Consider the following 21,445-nt stretch of genomic DNA (forward strand, 5'->3'; position numbering starts at 1 on the left):
TCACTCGCTCCAGTCGAGGGAGTCCACATCGATCGCCTCGATGTGGGGCGTCCCCTCCATGTTCCACTTCAGGCTGACGGTCGCCCCGACGCCCTGGCCGTATCGCACGCCCAGCTTCTCCAGCTTTTCGCGCAGCGGGGAGGATTTTCCGAAATACGCCTTCGCCAGGTCCGGGGAGCCGGGGGCGACGGAGATCTTCATTGTGTATTTCAGATCATGCGCGGGGATCGCTTCATCCGAGCAGAATTCAAAAATGGTCGCCACAACGCGGAACTTCGCCACCTCCCCGCCGGGGGTGGCGGCGAACGACTCGAAGCGGCCTCCGTAGGTGTCCAGAAACGGGTCGGCGGCCACTTTCGGTTCCTGGCTTCCGCGGGTGCGCACCAGGATCAGGCAGGAATCCGGCCTGCCGCCGCCGCTGCGGAACCCGCACTTGAAGAGGACTTCGTTCGTGCCGATGACCTTGTCGAACCTGACCTCCAGACTCTCGAAATTTCCGGTGCTTTCCAGCGGGCCTGCCAGGACGGATTTTTCGAGTTCATCCCGGGGAGTGGTACATTCCATCAACGGCAGTCGCTCATCCAGGTTCCGGGCGACCAGAAACGCGCCGAGAACCTCCGCTGACCGGCTCACGAATTCATGCACATCCATCCCCGCCGGAGCCACGCGGAGATCCCGCACCGGTGCTTTCTCCGTGGCAACGGACGGGGAACCCTGTTTTTGCCCGGCGGCCTCCGCTTTCACCATGCCCTGCTTTGGCGACCCGGAGTCCGCCTTTCCATCCTGCGCCACCAGGAACCAGGCGATGATGGATCCAAAGCCCACGACGATCACCGTCGTCAGCAATGTCCTCCGGAGGCCGGATTTCCGATCCGAGCGCATGGCCGTGGATTCCACGAACGCCTGCTGCGCGGCGGGCTGGAAGCCTGCCAGCGGTTTCGCCCGGGTGGCGGGTTCCTCCCTCACCTCCAGCCTGACAGGAATCTCCCCCGGCCTCGGTGTGAAGCGGGGCGCCCTGATGACGCCACCGCACCGGGGGCAGGGCCCCTCCACTCCCGCGGCACTGGCAGGCATTACCAAATCCACTCCGCACCGCGGGCAGGTGAATCCCAGATGGTCCATCTCCATAGTCGCTGCCGGTGGTTCGGGGAAGCCGGATACCCATCCAGCCGCCGTCCGCGGAGCATAGTGGATCCCTAGGGCATTCCAAGAGCTTCTTTGGTCCCGCATCATGCATTTTCCGGGGCTGTTCCGGGGTTCGGTTTAGGGTTGCGGCACAGGGGAATCTTTTCTACCTCCCCGCCGTCCGAACCTCATCACAAACACATCATGGCAGTTCTCGTTGGCAAACCAGCCCCCTCCTTCCGCGCGAAAGCCGTCAAAGGCGAAACCATCATCGAAGACTTCTCCCTCGAACAGTTCGTCGGCAAAAAATACGTCGTCTTTTTCTTCTACCCGAAGGACTTCACCTTCGTCTGCCCGACGGAACTGCACCGCTTCCAGGAAGAACTCCATGAGTTCGAGAAGCGCGAAGTGGCCGTCGTCGGCTGCTCCACGGACTCCGAGTTCTCCCACTGGGCCTGGCTCCAGACCCCGAAGAACAAGGGCGGCATCGAAGGCGTGAAATACCCCCTCGTCGCGGACATCAACAAGACCATTTCCGAAGACTACGACGTGCTGGCCGGTGACTACTCCACCGACGAAGACGGCAAGCTGGTCGTCGAGGGTGAGCTGGTCGCCTACCGCGGTCTGTTCCTCATCGACAAGAAGGGCATCGTCCGCCACCAGATCGTCAATGACATGCCGCTGGGCCGCTCGATCCGCGAGTGCCTCCGTATCGTGGATGCCCTCCAGCACTTCGAGCAGCACGGCGAAGTCTGCCCGATGGACTGGCAGAAAGGTGATGATGCGATGACCGCCGACCACCAGGGCGTGAGCGACTACCTGTCGAAATAACCCCTCCATCACTTCCATCGCCGCCATCCCTCGATGGGGAGGCGGCTTTTTCTTTGGCCAGTGGCAAAATTTGGATTCCAATCTGGAACAAAACCCGCTTACATAGGAGATCTGCCTCCTGACAACCCATGAAAACGATCCTCCTTGCCTCCCTCCTCGGCCTGTTCTCCCTCGTCACCGCCCAAGCCGGCGCGGTCAACAGCAAGTGCCCCGTTTCGGGCAAAGATGCGAAGAAGGATGTGGATGTGCCCATTTCGTTCTGCTGCAACAACTGCAAGGGCAAGTTCGACAAGGCTCCCGCCGACTATCTGAAGGTGGTGGCGACCGCGGAGAAGGGGAAATGCCCGCTGAGTGGCAAGGCCGCCGATGAGGATGTGACCTCCAACCTGACCGTGGGTGTCTGCTGCAACAACTGCGCGGGCAAGCTCAAGGAGAACCCGCAGGCCTACCTCGGCAAGCTCGAGGCAAAGTAATCCCTTCCCGTTTCATTTTTCCAAAAGCGTCTTCCGGCCCGCCGGGAGGCGCTTTTTTCATGCCCCTTCAGAGCGAATCATCGTCCACCCCTTCACCGAATTTCATCCGCTTCACCGGGGGCAGTCCGAGCCGGAGCGCCCGCGCGTCCTCGTTGACCTCCCTGGCCCACGCGAGTTTCCCGAAAACTTCCTGCGGCAGCGGACCGACCAACGCATCGATGATGGTCGGTGCATTCTCCCGGTTCCGCATGATGTTGCCGTTGTGCAGGTCACAGATGATCCACGCCTGCTCCCGCAACCAAAAAACCGCGATCTCCCGGTTGAGGCGGGTGAACGGCGGAATGATCGCCCGGATGGCATCCGTCGCCGTTCTCCTGTCCTTCAGGAAGTCGGCGTAGGGCATGGCCAGCGGTTGCTTCGCGATGAGGAAATTCCCGTCATCCGACAGGCCGACGATTTCAGTCGGATGTCCGCCCGCATCATTGAGGACGATGAGCTTTTCCAAAGTGTCCCGCAGCGTGGCGTCATGGAGGACGATCTCATGGCGTTCCTCCTCGACCTGCTCGAGCGTCACCCGCTTTCCGAGGGAGCCGTTCGCCCGGAGGTTGAACAGCTTGTAGACCACACGGGCTTCGTCATCCGCGAATGGGTAGGCCTCCGCGCCGCTCCTGAGCTGGCGGAGTTCCTTTGACCCCAGCATCCCGTCGGCATCCAGGGTGATGCCCATCCGCCGCAGCGGGATCAGCGGGACGTCGCGCTGGGAGGATTCTGCGGCAAAAGCTGCATTCCAAACATCAACCTGAAGCGATTCCCGGGATGGAGTGCGTTGAGCTGCGTCCAGGATTCCGCCTGCTCGCTGGCGGTTAAGGGCAGAGCAAGCTGCTCGCTGAGAGGATGCTGGGCTTCCGAAATCAATGGCACTGGGCCGGTCGGTCCGGAAGTCGATTGCGAACTGGGCTGGGAAGAGTTCATTCAAACGTGTGAGAGGGAATGTCTGGGGATTCGGGCATCAAAGGCAGTTCCAGCCCCATCCTAAACCAAGCCTCCGGCGGCTCAAGGATTTCCAGAGAAATGTCAGGTCACGCGAGGATGGAGAAGCCGCGCACGCCTTCCAACGGCGGGATCTTCTCCGCCATCAGTGACTTGATGTGGTGGGCGACGTTCGATTCCTCCGCGATTTCCCGGATGAAGTCCTCCACTTCACCCTCCTCTCCCATTACCTGGAGCTCCACCGTGCCGTCCGGCAGGTTTTTCACCCAGCCACAGACCTCGAACCCACGGGCCAGATCCTTCGTGGTGTAACGGAAACCGACGCCCTGGACCCTGCCGCTGAAAATCACCCGTTTCGCCATCATCGCGGGCCATTTCCCACGATCCGGCGGCGCGGGTGAAGGATATATTTCCACAGGCTTGTGGAGCGCCGACTTCAGTCGGCCCCAAAGAATCCAGCCAGCGAAACCAAGCCGACTGAAGTCAGCGCTCCGTTTCCTACGACCTCACCTCGTGGGCGAAGACGTATTTTTTGCAGGATTCGCAGACCAGGAACAGGTCCTCCATCTCGCCCTCGCCCTTTTCCCAGCGCTTTTCAAATTCCCTGCCGCACTGGAGACAGGTGCGCTTCGGGTGCATGATGCCGAGCACCAGCGCATAGACGCTGCTGGCGGCGAAGATCGCCCATCCCGGATTCGCCCACGAATGCCGGCCCATCCACCCGGCGATGATCACGATGGTGGTGCCGATGCCGACGCCCACCGCGCAGGCGATGTACTGGCGGCGTTTCCACCGCGCACGCCCGTCGAGCAGAGCCTGCGCGGCTTCGTCCAGGGAATAGCCTTCCTCCGGAAATTCCTTGATCTCAAGGGGGCGGGTTCTCACTCAGCCAGTGCCTTGATGATCTGGCGGCGCACCTCGACGATGTCCAGCTTGTCGGTGTGCTTCCACAGGATCTTGCCATCCTTGCCAAGCAGGACGGTGTGCGGCAGCGCGCCGGTCCATTCCTTGTCGATGGCGTCCGCAAGCGGGTCGGTGTTTTCGGCGGTCCAGATATAGTTGTTGGTGGTGCGGCCTTCTTCCTTCACGGACGGAGCGGTCTTGTCCGAAAGCGCGGCATGACGGGAGGTGAGGAATTTCCCGACGACGTTCTTCTTCTCCGCAGGGTCGATGCTGATGGAGATGAACTCGAACGGGCGGTTCTGGAAGCGGCGGTAGGTTTCCACCAGCTCCGGGAACTCCGCGACGCACGGGCCGCAGGTGGTGGACCAGAAGTTGATGAGGCGGATCTTGTCCGTGCCGTTCTCGCGGAGCTTCTTCGCCAGGTCCGCGCTCAGGTCCTCGACGGTGACGGGCTTGGCCTTCCAGTTCGCCTCATCCTTCTCGACGTTGCTTGCCTTGAACAGCCATTTCGTCGAGCAGCCGAACGGACGCGGGGTTTTCTCGCCGATTTCCTTGCCCGCGAGGGTGGCATCCAGCGCGTCACGCAGGTAGCTCTTTTCCGTGGGGCCGGACTTCCGCTTCATGTCATCCATGCGGCCGGTGAAGACGAGCTTCCGCTCACCGTCGAACAGGAACACGTGCGGGGTGGCCTGCGCGCCGCAGGCGGTGGCGAACTTCTGGTTCTCGCCGTCATAGAGGTAGGGAAAGGTCCAGCCGTAGTCCTTGGCGAACGGGGTCATTTCCTCGAAGGAATCATTGTAGGGGGAGTAGCCCAGCTCGTCCGGGGTGAGGCTGCCGGGGTTGTTTGCGTTCACCGCCACCATGGCCACGCCCTTGCCCTTGTAGTCCTGGTGGATCTGCTCCATCCGGCTGGCCGCGCCCACGGCATCCGGGCAGTGGTTGCAGGTGAAGATCACGCAGAGGGCCTTCGCGTCCTTGTAGTCCGCCAGGGTGTGTGTCTTGCCATCGGTCCCTTTCAGGGAGAATTCCGGAGCGGGCGAGCCGATCTCGAGGACTTTCGGGATTTCCTGTCCGAAGGCGGGCGCGATGAGCGCGGCGGCCACGATTCCCAGTACGGTTTGGATTTTCATCAGACCCGGATACAAGCGGCGGGAAGAAAATCCTGCAAGGAATCTCATCCCGCCATGCGGAACGTGGATGCTTGCTTTCCCGGCCCGCTCCGGGAAAGGATGCATGATGCGAAAACCCCATCTTCCTTTCCTCCCTCTCATCGCCCTGCTGTCGATGCCCCTCCACGGTGAGGAGATCCAGGGGGCGGAGGCCGTGCTGCGGCGGCTGAAGGACCCCACCGCGCAAGATCAGCCGAAAGATGCCGGAGAGATTCTGAAAGCGCGTCTGGAAAGCTACCGGACGGGAGCTGCCGCGATGCCTCCGGAAAAGGCGGCGGCGGAATGGATCCAGCTTCTGGAAAGCTACCTGACCCTGCCGCAGCAATCCCGCATGGCGTTGAACAGCACGTTCTCCCGGTTCTCCGCAGAAACCATCATCGAGGCCCTCCCGCCTGCCCAGGCATGGGACGCGTTGGCGGCGGAGCTGCAGAAGCGGTCCGCTGCCGGAAAGAGCCGGACGTCAGCCCTGCAGGGGTTGCTGGGTGCCATGCTCACGGCCGACCCGGCCGGACGGCTGCCCGCACTGGCCCGGCTGAAGGACAACATCTCCGCGGACGCGAGGCTGGAAGACTACCAGCGGAGGCAGATCGACGGATACCTGGACAATCTGGAAACGCTTCTTTCACCACCAGGCGGTCCGGCCGCGGACCCGGTGACCAAACTGTCGAAACAGCTCGACGAACAGGCGGCACAACGCTTCTCCGGCTACGGCACCGTGATCCCCAAGCTGCCGGAAACCGCCGCAGCGAGGGAAGTCCTAATGCGTATCCTGAAGACAGATACCGTCCTACGGTTCGAAGACGAGGAGACGAAGGGGTTTTTCATCCGCATTGCCAGGGAACAGTTGGAAAGCCTGCCGGAGCCACCCTGGAATCTGATCCGCTCGCTTGGCGATGCCGAGCTCTTTGAAACCGCGGCGAAACTCCGCCCGGAAGCCGCCAAGGCGATGGCGGAATCCGATGAAGTCCTGCCCATGCTCCTGAAGCACTATCTCCGGCAAGGCAGGGAAGCGGAGGCGATGGCAATCATCAAGAACCCCAAACTTAGCAAGAGGGTTTCCTATCACCCTTATGTCCGCAGGATCGACGGGGCAATCCGGTCCAGCGACTCTGACGAGAACGCCGAGAGACTCCTGCTGAAACTGGAGATCCAGGCCCTGCGCGACGACCCCAACCTGCCCTACTGGCAGTCCGTCCGTTCGTCCGCACAGAAATACGGACAATCCGCCGCGTTCCAGAAATCCGTGGAAGCCGCATTGGCCGACCCGCGCCTCATCTCACCGGAGGCAAGGCAGGACCTCGAGAACATCCACCTGACCCACCTGCTGAACGATGGCAAGGTGGACGAGGGGGTGAAACTTCTCGAAGAGCTGCTGGCGAACGCGGAGAAACCAGCCGGAGCGCCGGCCGGGCAGACCTCCGATGGAGACCAGTTGACCGCTCCTCCGGACACCTCCTCCCGGAACGCGCAACTCCTCACCAGGGCCATCCGGCTGGGAAGGTTGCTGGACCGGCCGGAACTGCTCGACCGCTCCCTGCAGGCGTATTCCAAACTCCTGCCGACATTGTCCCACCTGCCTCTTGTTGATGACGTGATCTGGACAAGCTATATCGAGCGGAACCTTGGCGCCTCGCTTGAAAAAGGACTCTCCGACCATGTGGTCCGTCTGGCGGCATCAAAGGACAATGGATACGGGGGAAGGAATTTCGATTCCCCGCTGGCCCAGTTGGCCAGGCTCTACGAAAAGCTGGGCCGCCACGGGGATGTGATCCGGTTGCTGGATGAGGCGCCGTTCTGGAGCGGGCCGGACCTCGCGGAACTGGAGATCGGATCAAACGAGCTCATGCTGGCCGCGGCGAAGTCCATGAACGCGACGGGCCGCGGTGAGAAGGCGCTCGCGATCATCCGCCACCTGATCCGCTCCAACCCGGGCCATGATGAGGGCTATCTGCTCCTTTCACAGCTGAACCCGCCGGACCAGATGGCCTTTCTGGAGGAAATCGCCGCAGCCAACCGCTTCGAGGAACGCCCGCTGATCTGGCAGGCGAGGTTGCTGCTTTCCCAAGGAAAGATGGACGAGGCGGAGGCCACGGTGAAAAAGGCCATCGCCATCGACCCGTCCGACGGGGAGCAGGGCAAGGGCGACCGCATGCGTGCCTACGAGGTGCTGGCGGACATCCTGGAGAAAAAGGGCGACGCGGAGCAGACGAAGTTTTTCCGCAACGTGGTGGCGGCCATCCGCCTGTCCGAAACCGCGGACGACTGGTGGGCGGCGGATATGACCCAGAAGGCCATCACGATCTACGAGCAGTCCTTGCGCAGCTTCGCGGATGCCTACTGCATCCAGTCCCGCCTGGCGCTGCGCTACGCCAGCGAGGATAACATGGAAAAGGCCACGCAGCACTACCAGCGGGCCTTCGAGCTGATGCCGGACAGCTTCGGGCGGATCGAGAGTCATTGTTTCGGGTGCGAGGGAGCGTTCACAGGCAAGGTCGCCCAATCGATCGCGGAGAAGGTCTTCACGGAGCTGGCGGAAAAGCCGGACGCGAAGCCGCAGGTGTTCTACCTGCTGGGCTACCTGAGGGAGTCACAGGACCGCACCGCGGAGGCGAAGGAGTTTTTCCAGAAAGCGGTGAAAATGGATCCGGACTATGTGAATGCCTGGTCCAAGCTCGGGGAACTGTCCGACAAGGTCGCGTTATCGCCAGCCGAAAAGGACGAGATCGCCTTCAACCTGTTCCGTCTGAAGTCCGAGCCGCAGAATCTGGCCAGCGCCGGTGACCTGCGGAGGATCTGGACCGCCCTGCTGGAGCTGGAGAGAAGCAAACCAGCTTTCCCGAAAGATCTCTACCCGCTGCCAGCGGCGAAAGAGCGGCTCGGCAAGGGCGAAAGCGAAAGTTTCCGTTCCCACTTCCGCTCCACGGAGGATCACCCCCGCACCATATTGGCCAGGCATCCGTTGATCCAAGGGGTGACAAACCTGATCGACGCCTCCGTATCCTACAATTGAATCCACAACCCATGAAACCCACCCCGCTCATCCTCCTCGCCTTCGCTCCGCTCGCCCACGCGGGATTCCGCGCCCAGACCATCGATGACAAGGTCACCATCGGCTACGGCCTCGCCGTGGCGGATGTGGATGGTGACGGCAAGGACGACATCCTGCTGGTGGATGCCGCGCAGACGGTCTGGTACAAGAACCCCACGTGGGAGAAGCACACGCTGACCGGAAAGCTGACGCCGAAGGACCATGTCTGCGTCTGCGCAAAGGACATCGACGGGGATGGCAAGGCGGAGGTGGCGGTGGGCGCGGAGTGGGCGCCGAATGACACGAAGGACAGCGGAGCCGTTTTCGCCCTCTTCCCCGGCGAGGACCGGACAAAGCCGTGGAAGGAAAAGGCGCTGCACCGGGAGCCAACGACCCACCGCATGCATTGGGTGCTGGAGAAGCCGGGCGTGAACTTCCTGGCGGTGCTGCCGCTCCACGGCTGCGACAACGTGAAAGGTGAAGGTCCCGGCATCAAATTCCTGGGCTATCGCCCGGAAAAGGATCCCGCAAAGGACTGGGCCACCTTTCTCCTGCACGAAGGCTTCCACATGGCCCACAACTTCGACCCTGTGATGTGGCCCGGCAACGAGGAGGGCGAGAGCCTGCTGGTGGCCTGCAAGGAGGGCACCCACCTGCTCCAGCAACGGGATGGAAAATGGAACGCCACCCGCATGACCGAGAAAGGCTCCGGCGAGGTGCGCACGGGCAAGCTGCCGGGGGGGAAGCGCTTCATCGCCACCATCGAGCCGATGCACGGCAACGAGGTGGTCATCAATCCGGAGAACGCGGAAGGGAAGCTGTGGTCGGAGAACCGCATCGTGCTGGATGACACACTGGCCCAAGGCCATGCTCTGGCGGCGGCGGACTTCCTCGGGCTGGGCCATGACCAGGTGGTGGCAGGCTGGCGGGAACCCGCGAAGGACACGAAAAAGGTCGGCATCAGGCTCTATGCCCCCAACGCCGATGGCACGGAGTGGAAGTTGCACTCGCTGGTCGATGACAACGCGATGGCCTGCGAGGACATCAAGGCCGCTGACCTGAACGGGGACGGCAAGCCGGACCTCATCGCCTCCGGGCGGGCGACGAAGAACCTCATCATCTACTGGAACGAATAAAGGACACCATGGAACCACGGATCACCCTCATCACCCTCGGCGTGGCGGATCTGCCCCGCGCCGTCCGCTTCTACCGCGATGGCCTCGGCCTACCGACGATCTACAAGGAGGGCGATCCCATCGCCTTCTTCGACACCCTGGGCACGAAGTTCTCCGTGTTTCCGCTCGATGAACTGGCGCACGACATTTCCCCGGACACGAAGCCATCCGGCGGAGGCTTCAAAGGCATCACGCTGGCCCACAACGTCCGCACCAAAGAGGAAGTGGCGGCCGTGCTGGCGGAGGCGGTACGGGCCGGGGCCACCGTCGTGAAGCCCGCGCAGGATGTTTTCTGGGGCGGACACAGCGGCTACTTCACGGACCCGGACGGACACTATTGGGAGGTCGCGTGGAATCCCCTGTCCCCGCTGGGCGAGGATGGCTTCATGAAGCTGGAGCCATAGGGGTTTGTTGAAAACCGAGGCTGCCGCGTCCCGCCGCGACAGCGCCCGTCCCGAAACCAAACCTGCCCTCACGCAACATCGGCGGGACGCCGATGCCACGGCCTGCTGCGGGACGCAGCAGCCACGCCGGGAGTGGCTCCGCCTTTCACTTGAACAGATGCCGGAGATCATCCGGAACTTCGTCCGAGTAGTAGGTGTGGAGACCGGATGAGGATCTCATCAGCACATCCGGGTCCAGCATGTCCTCCGGGAGCGCGTCTCCATCCACTTCCGGATAACTGTAGACGCGGTACTCGCGCTGTCCGCTTTTGGTCAAACGGGTGTCCACGATCAATGCCTCCTCCTGCCAACTGTTGGATATGGAAGAAAAATGCGAACGCAGTGCCTCCGCGACCAGCGGATGGTCCCGCCCGACAATGCCATCTAGCCTGGCTTGCGCTTCGTTGCGGCGGGCCTCTCCGCTCTTTCCTCCCGCGTCACCTGGCGGGACCATCAGCACGGTGACGCCATCCTCATCCCTCAGGATCTTGACGTGCTTCGCCTGACGCTCATTTTCCGCTGCTCTCACCTCGTCCGCAAGCGTTTGGAGCTTATTCACCGTCTCCCCGCTGATGCCGAACAACGCCAGCTCATCCCGGGAAATCCGGCCCTCAAGATCCATGATGTTCACCCGGATCCGGTCCGTGAGTCCGGCGGGCACCGTGATGCTGCCATCCATGTGCATCCGCATCGCCGGCTTGTCCGGAGTTCCCTTCGCCGGCCGTTCCGGCCGCTTCCTCCCCCCATCCGCCCCGGAAGACACCGGCTGCACCTGCCAGTTCCCGTGGTCCGCCGCCTCCGGCCATAGCAGCCCTCCGGGCCCTCCACCTCCCGCCATGGCCCCTCTCAGGATCCACCCCATCCCGGCACAGCCGAGGGCAACCACAACCATCACTGCCACACGGCGGGAGTTCATTCCCATCTTCCAACCACAAATTCCGCCTCCACTCAATCCTCCAGCATCGTTCCTTCTTTTTTCCTCTCCTCCTCCATGATCGCGTAATGGGATGCGGGCCGGATTTGTGACAGTGTCTTCACGTCAGCGCGACGGACTCCCCCCGACCGGCACGGTGACAAAATCTCCCCCGAGAAAACAACTCCCCCCAAAAGAAATCGGCAGGTGATTCCCCCCGCGGCGTCATCTGCCGATTGGATTTGGTGGGCACACGCTCACAGCGCACCTTGCACAGACGGAGTGCGAATTCGTCATCGCCCCCAGGACAGGCCTTTCATGGCCGGTTGAGCTTCAACGATCGACATCCCGGCACATGATCTGCGGGTCTGTTTCCACCAATCCAACCCATTGGAACCATGAAACAGAAACACGACTCGAAATCCAAAAAGCCGCATCGGGAAACCGAACATCCGTCCCGCAAATCATCTTCCCCTCCTTCGGAGAGCAATCCCCGCCGCCAGAGCGACAATGAAGCGAAGATCGAGGACGACATGATTCTCCGTCGTTGAGAAACGTCCGGGCACACAACTGACCCGGTGCATGCGGGCCGCCCCATCCGGCGGTCCGTTTTTCGTGCCATGAAGGCACGCTCAAGGCGCGGCCATGAGGCACCCCACCAATGCCACCACGTGAAAAAGGACGATGATGAACGGCCAGAAAAGGAGCGAGCGCAGGAGGACGACGGGAGGCAAAGTATCCGCAGAATCCGTTCAAACCCTAACATTAGCACCAAAAAAACAGGGAATTTTCGTCCCTTGCGCCAAATGGGTTTCGTGCTCCCCGCCCGATTGGAATCGGCTCTGACTTTTCCAATCGCCAAACACCACGTTTTCCGCCATGGTTCCCGTGTCGCAAGACAAGACGGTCCGGCTGAGATGCTTCGAGGTTATTGGGTTTTTCCTCGGGGATGATCATCCGGACCGTTTTCTTTTTTCCCATTGGGAGCCTTCGTACGGAGGTGGAGGGACAACGGCATCCGAGGGGTCACGGACTTTCCATCGCTGGCCATGCGAACCAGACAACTGGAAGCATTTCACTCCGACTTTCGGTATCCATTGGATGCTCCGGGGCGGAATGAGTTCCGCGGTCCAATTTCCGATCTCCCACACAGGGGAGCATCAATTCCAGCGGATCCTCAAGTCCGTCTCATGCAAGTGGTGGTCCCGGGTGGAATCGAACCACCACCTACGGCTTCGGAGACCATCGTCCTATCCATTGGACTACGGGACCTTTCTCGCGGAGGCGGGGAGATTTAGCGGTCCGCTTCCTTCTTGGCAAGGAGAAGGGTGGCGAAATTTCCCGCCTCCCTTCTCCTGCAGATCGTACGAAACTCACTTCACGCAGCCGTCGTAAAAGTGGTAGTCGCCGTCCTTCGCCCAGCGGCTGATGCACAGCGCCAGCTCGCGGGCGTGGTAGTCGCCCCACTGGGAGGACTCGCCGAAGGGGACTTTCTTCCCTTCCGGGATGTAGTCCCACCCGTTCGGACGGTGATAGACGCTGTGGAGCAGAAGCCCGTGGTGGCTTTCATCGGAGGACAGGTATGGGTCCGCGAACAGGGAGCGGGCGGTGGTGAGGCCGGCCTGCCAGTACTTCGCGCCGTCTTCCGATCCGGTGCCGAGCCAGCGGCCGAGGCGAAGCAGACCCTGCGCGCCGATGGCGGCGGCGGAGGAGTCGATCGGCTCGTGCTCGTTGTCCGGTTGGGAAACACGGTCGAGGTAGTCGCCGAGGTGGACAAGCCCGGGAGCACCGGTGTCCCAATAGGGCACGCCATCGACGGGGGTGTTCGCGATGAAGAAATCGCAGGTCGCGCGGGCGGCCTTCTCGAAGATGGCGACGACGGCGGTGCGGCCGCCGAACGGTGCCAGCGCGTCATCCGGGACGAGGGCGAGGAACTCGAGCTGCTCCGCGAAGCCGACCATGGCCCAGGCGAGGCCGCGGGTCCAGGTGGTGAAGCCGGTGTAGCCCTGCTGGGAGTTCGGGCAGCGGAAGTTGCCGTCGTTGGTGTTGAAGACGGCCTCGTGCGCGGCGCGTCCCCACACGTCATAGACGTCCCGGCCCTCGCCGTAGAAGACGGAGTATTTCGCCGTCGCCTTGCAGTGGAAGATGAGGCGCTCGAGCAGGTCGGTTTCCTTGTCACCCTCGTCCATCGCCTTGTGGCCGAGCAGCCATGAGCAGGCGAGCGCCCGGCAGGAGCGGATGGTGTCCACAAACAGGGAGTGCGGGCCGTTGAAGGAGTAGAGGAAGCCACCGCCGTCGGAGGTCTTCGTGAAACGGCGGGCCTGGGAGGCTCCGGAAAGCTTCAGCGCGAGGATGTTGAACTCCTGCTCCCACTTGTCCTGCGGGATGCGGCCTTCCTTGATGAGGCGCAGCAGGTTGCCGTAGGTGGAGACGTTGTTGAAACCGTGGTCATGCACGCCGAAGTGGCTGACGTGCGGAGCCATCAGCTCGACGGTGTTTTTCCGCGCGTAGTCGAGGTGCCATTCGTCGCCCGTCGCGTCGAACTGGAGGAGCGCGGAGCCGAAGACGAAGCCCTGCGTCCACTCCGTCCAGCCGCGGGTGGTGTATTTACCGGCAGCGGTGAAAACGGGCGAGCCCTTGGCGGAGTCATACTCCGCGTCGATCCGGCGGATCTTCGCATCGGAGTATTGCCAGAGCTTGTCGATCGCCGGTTGCAGGTCGGCGGCGGTGAGGTTTTGGTCGATGTTGAGCATGGGTCTGTAGGTTGAAGAATTAAATCAACCGCAGATGAACTCAGATGAGCGCAGATAAGAAAAAAGAGATCTGATTCTCCTCTTATTCACGTTCATCTGCATTCATCTGCGGTTTGAATTTCTTTTCAGAGTTTTTCTATATGGAAGCCGCCGTCGAGATAGATGGCGTCCCCGGTGGTGAAGGGCCAGTCTCCGGCGGCAAAGGAACGGACGGCGCGGCCGACGTCCTCCGGATTGCCCCAGCGTTTCGCGGGAACGGTGGTGCCGCTGTCGATGATGGCGTCGTATTTTTCCTTCACACCGGCGGTCATGTCCGTGGCCATGATGCCCGGGCGCAGCTCGATGACCTGGGCGATCTCCGCGAGGCGCAGCGCCCACAGCTTTGACGCCATGGCGAGGCCCGCCTTTGACACGCAATACTCGCCGCGGTTGAGCGAGGCGGCGGTGGCGGAAATGGAGGAGACGAAGACCATCTTGTAGCCGCCGGGCAGCGGGCAGTCAGAGGCGCCGCGCTCCAGCCAGTGTTTCGCCACATCCTGCGCGAGGAAGTAGGGGGCCTTCAGGTTCACCTCGATGAGCTTGTCGAAGCTGTCCTCGGACGCTTCGGAAATGTCCTTCCTTTCCGGCGGTGCGATGCCGGCGTTCGAGACGAAGACGTCCAGCTTTCCCAACAGGCGGATGGCCAGACGGACAAGCGAGCGGCGGTCCATGTTCTTGCCCAGGTCCGCGCCCAGCACGGGGAACTGCGCATCCGCACGCGGCGAGATGTTCTGGCAGGCCTCCGCCGTTTCCTGCGCGGCGAACTTGTTGCCGGCGTAGTGGATGGCCACGTCGAATCCGGCCTTCGCCAGTTCGATGGCGATGCCACGGCCAAGGCCACGGCTGGATCCGGTGACGAGTGCGGTGGGGGCGGATGGATTTTCCTCAGGCATGACAGAAGGGTAGGAGTGAATTTTGTTGGATGCAATAAAAAGACGTCGGGGCTTTAGCGCCTTCAAAGGGACATTTCATCCATGTCCCTTTCCGGAGGTCAAGGACCCGGATGCGGAACGACGGGACAGCAAAGGGACACGCCCATCCCGGACACAGAAGCCCACATCCATCTCATGTTCCGAGGGTTGCAGAGAAAGAGACAAAAGGGACATTTCCGGGACAGGAGGAATTTGTCCCCAGGGAAACGGGACATGGACACAGGGGGGCTTATATATAGCCCCCCGTGTCCCTTTCCCGGCACGTTGGTCTGGAAATGCCCTGCTTGATGAAACACTCTCCGAGCTGAAGCCAGAGGTCCCTGCCGGAGTCACAAGCATAGCCGGTGCATCCACAGTCCGGGACGGTGGCGGCGTCTGACCCTGCGGACGAACTTCGGCAGTTCCGGCGTCTTCTCGAAACAAAACCGCCGCGGCAGGTCGGAATAGAGGGAGACCGGCGCATCCTTCACGTTCTTCAACCGTGCCCCACTGACCGGACTGTGGTACCAGATGCGGCGGATGCCCAGTTCTTCCACGATGAAGCGGATGGCCGCGCACAGGATCGCCTCATCCCAGAACTGGCGGGAAAGGCGGAGGCGTTGCTCCCAGTAGCGGATGACAACGGAGGAGTGGACCCTGTGTCCCGCCAGACGGACCACACGGCGGTTCTTTTCCCGGATCCAGTCCACGCATTCCTTCACCTCGCGCAACCGGTCCGTCTGGATCTCCTCGATGAGGGCCTCGCCGGTGTCCCAGTCGAGATCGATGCGGGCCCACGCAAGGGTGCGGTGCCGCCCCCGGTGGATGGGGTGGATGCACTGGTATGGCTCGAACGGATCATCATCGCGCACCGGATGGATGCGCTGCATCCACTCCGCATCGCTGCCGTTGAGGTTGAGCTGGAGGACGATGTTCCACCCTCTGCCCCCCTTGCGGGTGGTCTGCGTCCAGCCGTCGAACAAACCGGCGGTGAGGCGGTAGGTCTCCGTTTCCACAGGCCAGAGCATGTCGAGGTCCGGCCCGGTGAAGGATTTCTTCCCGAGCGTGCCCAGCCAGCTCTTGAGCTGTGGTTTGTCGAATAGTCTGCCCAGTGATGTCTTTTTCAGTTCCTCATGGCAGGCCCTGCCCATCCCCATCTGCAGGAGGGAGATGGCGTAGCGGTCCTTGCCATAGGTGAAGAGCGTGCGTCCCCCGGGCAGGAGGGACAGAAGCTCCTCGGCTTCGTGTTGTTTCATGCGATGTCGCGTCGCGGGCACGGTTGGCCCGTCTTGTTTTTCTGGTTCCATGGAAGCCACCGCAAAAGGAGCGGCGGCATGCGCACTGATGACCCGCCTTCAGGAAAGGAAGGCGGCGTCGCAATCAGGGCTTGGAACTCAGGACACGCATGATGGTGCGGGGTAAGATGGGAAGACGTCTAACGGGAGGATGGGGACAAGTCAAGGATGGGAGTGGGGGTAGCGGACCTCGCGAGAGATTCCATGGGGATGGAGCGAGGCCTCAGTCTCCGCTGCCCCGGACTTTGGATTGCAGTGAGCCATCGCAGCCGTGATAAGATGACATCACATGCGTGATACTCCCCCAGCCGCTAACGGATTCAAATGGTTACTCCGCATCGTGGCCCTGGTGGTATTGGTCGTCATCCTGTCCTACGGTGCCATCATCGTTGCGCTATTCATTCGTTTCCCCCTACCCGATGAACTCACCGACCGCATCCCGGCCGCAACGGAAACAGGCAAACTGGCTGCGGCAGGCTACCCACATCCTGTCACCCGCATCGTAGACATCGATACCACTGGCGGCATGACCGGAGATGGAGAGACGTTGAAAATCCTCTGCTTTCCCAGCGACCAGATCGAGAAGATGAAAAGCGTCATCGCTTCTTCACAAAGCGCCGCCGGGGAGTGGCGGGCAGGACTCCCCGCCGAGCGATGGTGGATCTCATACATGGGGAGAAAAATCCCGCACGAACTGGCACTTCAGGAGCACGCCCCAGCGGAGGATTACATCCATCTGAAGGTTTCACCGCACGCCTGCCTCATCATCGACAAGAAGAGAGGAATCAGTTATGAATATCGTCTTTTCTGGTAAGAATATGAGATGAGGACGCCATCTTCCTCGCCGAAGGCACCACGACCTTCGCTACACTTCCTCCATCCACGCACCGGCCTGCTCACCGCGCTCCAGATACCATTTGAGCGCGAACAGCGAGGCGGACCAGCCGAGCTTGTATTCCCACACCGCGTAGGAACCGAGGGTCATCTTCGCATGCCGGAAATCGAGGCGGGTCCCGCCCTCCCCTTCCTCCTCCATTTTCCAACTGACCGTGGACGGAGACTCTCCGAACCAGGAATAAACCAACCGGCTGCCCTCCACGTATTCCTCGATCCGTCCGGGACCATCTCCGCCTTCCTCCTCCGTTTCCCAGCCGAATGAATATCGTCCTCCGGTGTGGTTCTCGATCACAGCGTCCTCCCCACTCATCCGCTCCCACTTCCGCAGTTCCGCCACGTCCGTGAGAGCGGAGAAAACGGCCTGTGGTGATGCGGCAATCCAGATGGAGAAAATGATCTCGTCATGGACATCATCCTCCGGAACCCCGAGGCCAGTATCGCCGTTCTCCAGCAGGCCGCGCAGGCGGCTGATGGAGAAGTCCCATGATTGCTTCTGGAAACTCATGCCTTCCGGGTCGTAGCCGAAATAAACCCCTGAAGGAGCATCATGCCCGGCCTGTTGGCTGACAGAGAGCATGACGCCATCGTCGTGGGGCTCGAACCCTACATCCAGGCGGGTGAGGTACCCGTTGATGAACCACGTGAGGGAGAGGAGGGAATTTTCCCGCACCTCCTCCACCCGGTGCCTGCCCGACTGGAGGGGCAACCTGGAACTGATGAGGAAGTCACCGCCCGCCCGGCATTCGACGGTGGCGCGGGTGGCCAGCCATTCGGCAAGGCGGGCGTCATCCGTCCAGTATTCCCAGCACCGCACAGGGCTACTACGGATCAGGTAGTGGGTGGTGTAACCATACGGCTTTTCCTCATGGGAAAGATCGGCACCCTCTCCGGGATCAACACTCATGCGGCATCATGAGTGTGGATCCCCCGGATAGGTCAAGAGATTCGGCGGAGAGCACGCCACAATGCGTGGATGCCATCGATTGCCAAGGTGGATCAGGAAAGGCGGATGCGATCTCCCCATCCGAAGATCTCACGACCTTCGCTACCCTGTCTCACTGCCCGCCGGCGGTCGGGCGGATGATGATCTCGTTCACATCCACGTCCTCCGGCTGCCCGATGGCGTAGGCAATGCCGCGGGCGATGGCGTCCGGCGTGAGGGCGACGGCGCGGAAGTCATCGATCATCTTCTTCGTCCCGGGATCGGAAATCGTGTGGGCAAGCTCGGACTCCACCACGCCGGGGGAGATGATGGTCACGCGCACGTCCTTGTTCTCCAGGCGCAGGCCTTCGGAAATGGCGCGCACCGCGAACTTCGTGCCGGAATACACGGCGCATGTCGGCCACACCTGGAAGCCGCCGATGGAGGAGACGTTGATGACCTGGCCGGACCGCCGCTCCTGCATGTGCGGCAGCACGGCGGCGATGCCGTGGAGAACACCGCGGATGTTCACGTCGATCATCTGGTTCCACTCCGCAATCTTCAGCTCATGCAGCGGGGAAAGTGGCATGACACCGGCGTTGTTGATGATGACGTCGATACGGCCGAACTTTTCCAACGCGAATTCCGCGAAGGCCTGCGTGTCTTCCAGGCTGGTGACATCGAGCGACTTGATTTCAACCTGTCCGCCCGCATCGCGGATCTCCGCGGCGAGCTTTTCCAGACGGTCCACCCGGCGCGCGCCGAGCACGACGGTGTGGCCCAGCGCGGCGAGGTGGCGGGCGGTGGCTTCGCCGATGCCGCTGCTGGCTCCGGTGATGAGGATGATTTTGGATTTCATGATAAGTTTCTGGTTTTCAGTGTTCAGTTTTCAGGAAGAGAAGAAGTGTCAGATGAAGAGGCCGCCGGAGGCCTCGATGCGCTGGGCGTTGACCCAGCGGCCCTCGTCGGAGCAGAGGAAGACGGAAACGCCCGCGATGTCATCCGGCTGCGCGGTGCGGCCGAGCGCGGTCTGGGAGACAATGGAGCCGCGGATCACCGGATCGCCGAGCGAGGCGCTGGTGAAGTCCGTCTCCGCCGGACCGGGAGCTACGGTGTTCGCCGTAATGCCGCGCTGCCCCAGCTCCTTCGCCAGGTAGCGGGTATAGACCTCCACCGCGCCTTTCATCGCCGCGTAGGCGGAGTAGCCGGGCAGGGTGAAACGGGCCAGACCCGTGGAGGTGTTGATGATGCGCCCCCCGTCCGCCAGCAACGGCAGCAGCGTCTGGGTGAGGAAGTAGACGCCCTTGAAATGGACGTTGGACAGACGGTCGAAGTCCTCCTCCGTCATTTCCGCCAGCGGACCACGGACATCCATGCCCGCGTTGTTGAGCAGGAAGTCGAAGCTGTCCCTGCCCCATGTTTCCCGCAGGACGCCGGCGACCTCTTCCGCAAAGGCGGGGAAGGAAGAGGAAATGCCAGTGTCGAGGAACAGCGCGGCAGCCTTCCGCCCGCGGATCTCCTCCGCCACGGCTTCCGCTTCGTCCTTTCCGCTGCGGTAAGTGAGGATCACGTCGGCTCCGTGGTCCGCGAGTTGCAGGGCGGTTGCCCGGCCCAGCCCGCGGCTGCCACCGGTGATGAGTGCGATCTTTGCGTTCAGTTTCATGACGGAAACACGGTGCCACAGATCCCGCCCCATCCACAATACCCACACCTCCCGAATGATTGCCCGATTCTACACTCATGCGGATCTAAATTGCCAAAACAGCCATCATGATTGCTTATTTCTCCATGAACTCGAAGCCAACACTCATCAGCCTGCTTGAGGAACTCACCTCTGAGGAGGGGGTTCGACCCTCCGCCCTTCCCGGGGTGCGGCTCATGCGCTCCACGGAAAACTGGCCGCGCGTGCCCGTGACCTATGAGCCTGGCATTGTCGTCATCGCCCAAGGAATGAAGCGAGGCCACATCGGCGGGCAGACCTTCAACTACGGTCCGGGAAACTACCTGGTTCTGTCCCTGCCGCTGCCGTTCGAGTGCGATACGGAGGGTTCACCCGAGGAGCCGATGCTGGGGGTGGCCATCAGCGTGAGTCCCGCCATCGTCGCGGAGCTGGTGATGGAGATCCGGAACCTGCCTCCGGTCACTGAGCCGCAGACGCTGGCCCTACGCTCGTATCCGCTCGACGGGGAGCTTTCGGACACCGTGCTGCGCCTGCTGCTCTGCCTGCGGAATGACGATGACACGCGCATCCTCGGCCCGCAGATCATCCGGGAGGTCATCTACCGGGCGCTGCTGCGGGAGCGCAGCGGGACCCTACGTGCGCTGGCCACTCCGCACAGCCATTTCGGTCAGATACGCCGCGCCCTTTCCCGCATGCACGCGGACTACGCGAAGTCCGTGGACATCTCCACCTTGGCGGCGGATGCGGGCATGAGTGTCTCCGCCTTCCACAGCCACTTCAAGGCCGTGACCTCCTCCCCTCCGCTGCAGTATCTGAAAAACATCCGCCTGCAGAAGGCCCGCATGCTCATGGCGCACGATGGCTTCACCGCCAGCACCGCCGCGCGGGAGGTGGGCTACGAAAGCGCCTCCCAGTTCAGCCGTGAGTTCAAGCGCTACTTCGGCAACACGCCCGCCGCCGTCGCGGAGGAAATGCGCGCGGCGATGATAAGGCTGTGAAGGGTGCCGCCCCCGTGAAGGAAGATCGTCAAACCGCAGATGAACGCGGATAGGAGATGAAGGGGATTCTTCAATCCGTGACGGCATGAATGGCGGGTGGGGTGCGCGTATCGCCAGGTGAAAGGGAACTTCCCTGGTGGATGATATCACAAGCATGACGGGATGTAGCGTCATGGCTGCACCATGACGGTTGGGCGGATGTCACCTGCCTTCCGGCGCTCCATCCGCGGACGGACGGGCGGCAGGCGACCACCAGCAGTGGGATCTCAGGATCAGGGCGGATCTTCCCCGCCGGCATGACGAAGTCATGCCGCTACACCATGGCTGCGCCATCCATCTCCCAGCTCACTTCGCCGGATAGGGGGAGGCGGCCAGCGCCTTGAACTCCGCCTTCACCTTGTCCGCTCCGTCCTTCGCCGCGTTCAGGCGGATGAAGACGTTCCCCTGCGGGCCGGGCACGATGGCGGCGAGCGTGACGTGGTTCTCCAGCGGCACCGGCTCAGGGCGCATGGTGGAACCCTTGTAGGTGCCGGTGATGGTGGCGATGACGATTTCCTTGTCACCCGCCTTCACGGTTTCCTTCTCCAACGTTGGAGCCGGCTCCGGAGCGAACTGGCCCTGCCAGCGCGCGAGGTTCGCGTCCACGCTGCCGCCCTGTCCGCCGGGGAAGTGGTAGAAGATCGCCTCGAGCTTCGGCTCGCCTTCCTTCACCAGGCTGCCCGCGCTCATCGGCCGTGCTTCCTCCGCAGCCTTCCAACCATCGGCGGCCTTGAATTTCAGACCGGCGACTTCGATCTCGGCGGCATACAGCGGGGCGACCAGGGCGGAAAGGATGGCAAGATGGCGGATCATGATGGAGCACTGATACGGCAAACCACCGGAAAGTATAGCAGGGAATC

General features: G+C 62.0%; 22 protein-coding genes and 1 tRNA gene. 9 read left to right on the forward strand and 14 right to left on the reverse strand.

Going from position 1 to position 21,445, the window contains the following annotated elements; genetic code table 11:
- Complete coding sequence (locus tag KF712_14990; GenBank protein MBX3742296.1) at positions 1-882, reverse strand: hypothetical protein; 882 nt, start codon at positions 880-882, stop codon at positions 1-3.
- Here KF712_14990 and KF712_14995 point away from each other — a divergent pair.
- The 3 genes from KF712_14995 to KF712_15005 all read left to right on the forward strand — a co-directional run bounded on the left by KF712_14995 (position 881) and on the right by KF712_15005 (position 2,429).
- On the forward strand, positions 881-1,189 hold the full coding sequence (locus KF712_14995) for a hypothetical protein (protein MBX3742297.1): 309 nt from the start codon (positions 881-883) through the stop codon (positions 1,187-1,189). The genes KF712_14990 and KF712_14995 overlap by 2 nt on opposite strands.
- 140 nt (positions 1,190-1,329) lie before the next feature.
- On the forward strand, positions 1,330-1,956 hold the full coding sequence (locus KF712_15000; protein MBX3742298.1) for a peroxiredoxin: 627 nt from the start codon (positions 1,330-1,332) through the stop codon (positions 1,954-1,956).
- A gap of 128 nt (positions 1,957-2,084) precedes the next feature.
- On the forward strand, positions 2,085-2,429 hold the full coding sequence (locus KF712_15005) for a hypothetical protein (GenBank protein MBX3742299.1): 345 nt from the start codon (positions 2,085-2,087) through the stop codon (positions 2,427-2,429).
- A 67-nt stretch (positions 2,430-2,496) separates the two neighbouring features.
- Here KF712_15005 and KF712_15010 read toward each other — a convergent pair whose 3' ends face one another.
- The 4 genes from KF712_15010 to KF712_15025 form a co-directional block, all read right to left on the reverse strand.
- Positions 2,497-3,156, reverse strand: coding sequence for a hypothetical protein (locus KF712_15010; GenBank protein MBX3742300.1), 660 nt, complete (start codon positions 3,154-3,156; stop codon positions 2,497-2,499).
- Between the two features lie 352 nt (positions 3,157-3,508).
- Entirely contained in the window at positions 3,509-3,781 is a 273-nt protein-coding gene (locus KF712_15015; GenBank protein MBX3742301.1) for an acylphosphatase, read from the reverse strand.
- A gap of 136 nt (positions 3,782-3,917) precedes the next feature.
- Positions 3,918-4,304 carry a hypothetical protein gene (locus tag KF712_15020; GenBank protein MBX3742302.1) on the reverse strand — a complete coding sequence of 129 codons (387 nt, stop codon included), beginning with the start codon at positions 4,302-4,304 and terminating at the stop codon, positions 3,918-3,920.
- Positions 4,301-5,452: a redoxin family protein gene (locus KF712_15025; protein MBX3742303.1), complete on the reverse strand. Its 1,152-nt coding sequence runs from the start codon at positions 5,450-5,452 to the stop codon at positions 4,301-4,303. Before KF712_15025 ends, KF712_15020 begins: the two co-directional genes overlap by 4 nt.
- A 103-nt stretch (positions 5,453-5,555) precedes the next feature.
- On the opposite strand from KF712_15025, the gene KF712_15030 reads away from it, so the two are divergent.
- From KF712_15030 to KF712_15040, 3 genes are read left to right on the forward strand one after another with little or no spacing between them, the layout of a single operon-like run.
- The gene (locus KF712_15030; protein MBX3742304.1) at positions 5,556-8,501 is read left to right on the forward strand and encodes a hypothetical protein; all 2,946 of its coding nucleotides are present in this window, start codon (positions 5,556-5,558) and stop codon (positions 8,499-8,501) included.
- A gap of 11 nt (positions 8,502-8,512) precedes the next feature.
- The gene (locus KF712_15035; protein MBX3742305.1) at positions 8,513-9,655 is read left to right on the forward strand and encodes a VCBS repeat-containing protein; all 1,143 of its coding nucleotides are present in this window, start codon (positions 8,513-8,515) and stop codon (positions 9,653-9,655) included.
- 8 nt (positions 9,656-9,663) lie between these two features.
- Positions 9,664-10,098, forward strand: a complete 435-nt coding sequence (locus tag KF712_15040) for a VOC family protein (GenBank protein ID MBX3742306.1) — start codon at positions 9,664-9,666, stop codon at positions 10,096-10,098.
- 145 nt (positions 10,099-10,243) lie between these two features.
- On the opposite strand, the gene KF712_15045 is transcribed toward KF712_15040, so the two are convergent.
- Positions 10,244-11,053, reverse strand: a complete 810-nt coding sequence (locus tag KF712_15045; GenBank protein MBX3742307.1) for a hypothetical protein — start codon at positions 11,051-11,053, stop codon at positions 10,244-10,246.
- 395 nt (positions 11,054-11,448) lie between these two features.
- On the opposite strand from KF712_15045, the gene KF712_15050 reads away from it, so the two are divergent.
- Positions 11,449-11,601: a hypothetical protein gene (locus KF712_15050; GenBank protein ID MBX3742308.1), complete on the forward strand. Its 153-nt coding sequence runs from the start codon at positions 11,449-11,451 to the stop codon at positions 11,599-11,601.
- A gap of 646 nt (positions 11,602-12,247) precedes the next feature.
- On the opposite strand, the gene KF712_15055 is transcribed toward KF712_15050, so the two are convergent.
- From KF712_15055 to KF712_15070, 4 genes are all read right to left on the reverse strand, one after another.
- Positions 12,248-12,322, reverse strand: a tRNA-Arg gene (locus KF712_15055).
- Between the two features lie 101 nt (positions 12,323-12,423).
- Positions 12,424-13,803, reverse strand: coding sequence for a glycoside hydrolase family 88 protein (locus KF712_15060; protein MBX3742309.1), 1,380 nt, complete (start codon positions 13,801-13,803; stop codon positions 12,424-12,426).
- A gap of 125 nt (positions 13,804-13,928) precedes the next feature.
- A complete protein-coding gene (locus KF712_15065) occupies positions 13,929-14,735 on the reverse strand; it encodes a 3-ketoacyl-ACP reductase (GenBank protein MBX3742310.1) in 807 nt (268 codons plus the stop codon).
- 368 nt (positions 14,736-15,103) lie between these two features.
- Positions 15,104-16,009 carry a hypothetical protein gene (locus tag KF712_15070; GenBank protein MBX3742311.1) on the reverse strand — a complete coding sequence of 302 codons (906 nt, stop codon included), beginning with the start codon at positions 16,007-16,009 and terminating at the stop codon, positions 15,104-15,106.
- A 328-nt stretch (positions 16,010-16,337) separates the two neighbouring features.
- Here KF712_15070 and KF712_15075 point away from each other — a divergent pair, with 328 nt between their 5' ends.
- On the forward strand, positions 16,338-16,862 hold the full coding sequence (locus tag KF712_15075) for a hypothetical protein (GenBank protein ID MBX3742312.1): 525 nt from the start codon (positions 16,338-16,340) through the stop codon (positions 16,860-16,862).
- A gap of 51 nt (positions 16,863-16,913) precedes the next feature.
- Here KF712_15075 and KF712_15080 read toward each other — a convergent pair whose 3' ends face one another.
- From KF712_15080 to KF712_15090, 3 genes are all read right to left on the reverse strand, one after another.
- Positions 16,914-17,849, reverse strand: a complete 936-nt coding sequence (locus KF712_15080; protein ID MBX3742313.1) for an SRPBCC domain-containing protein — start codon at positions 17,847-17,849, stop codon at positions 16,914-16,916.
- 151 nt (positions 17,850-18,000) lie between these two features.
- Positions 18,001-18,726, reverse strand: coding sequence for an SDR family oxidoreductase (locus KF712_15085; GenBank protein MBX3742314.1), 726 nt, complete (start codon positions 18,724-18,726; stop codon positions 18,001-18,003).
- Positions 18,727-18,774: 48 nt separating this feature from the next.
- Positions 18,775-19,530 carry an SDR family oxidoreductase gene (locus tag KF712_15090; protein ID MBX3742315.1) on the reverse strand — a complete coding sequence of 252 codons (756 nt, stop codon included), beginning with the start codon at positions 19,528-19,530 and terminating at the stop codon, positions 18,775-18,777.
- A gap of 107 nt (positions 19,531-19,637) precedes the next feature.
- Here KF712_15090 and KF712_15095 point away from each other — a divergent pair, with 107 nt between their 5' ends.
- Positions 19,638-20,546, forward strand: a complete 909-nt coding sequence (locus KF712_15095) for an AraC family transcriptional regulator (GenBank protein MBX3742316.1) — start codon at positions 19,638-19,640, stop codon at positions 20,544-20,546.
- A gap of 345 nt (positions 20,547-20,891) precedes the next feature.
- On the opposite strand, the gene KF712_15100 is transcribed toward KF712_15095, so the two are convergent.
- Positions 20,892-21,398 carry a hypothetical protein gene (locus KF712_15100; protein MBX3742317.1) on the reverse strand — a complete coding sequence of 169 codons (507 nt, stop codon included), beginning with the start codon at positions 21,396-21,398 and terminating at the stop codon, positions 20,892-20,894.
- Positions 21,399-21,445: the final 47 nt, after the last annotated feature.

The organism is Akkermansiaceae bacterium, from assembly GCA_019634595.1.
Classification (GTDB): Bacteria; Verrucomicrobiota; Verrucomicrobiia; order Verrucomicrobiales; family Akkermansiaceae; genus Luteolibacter.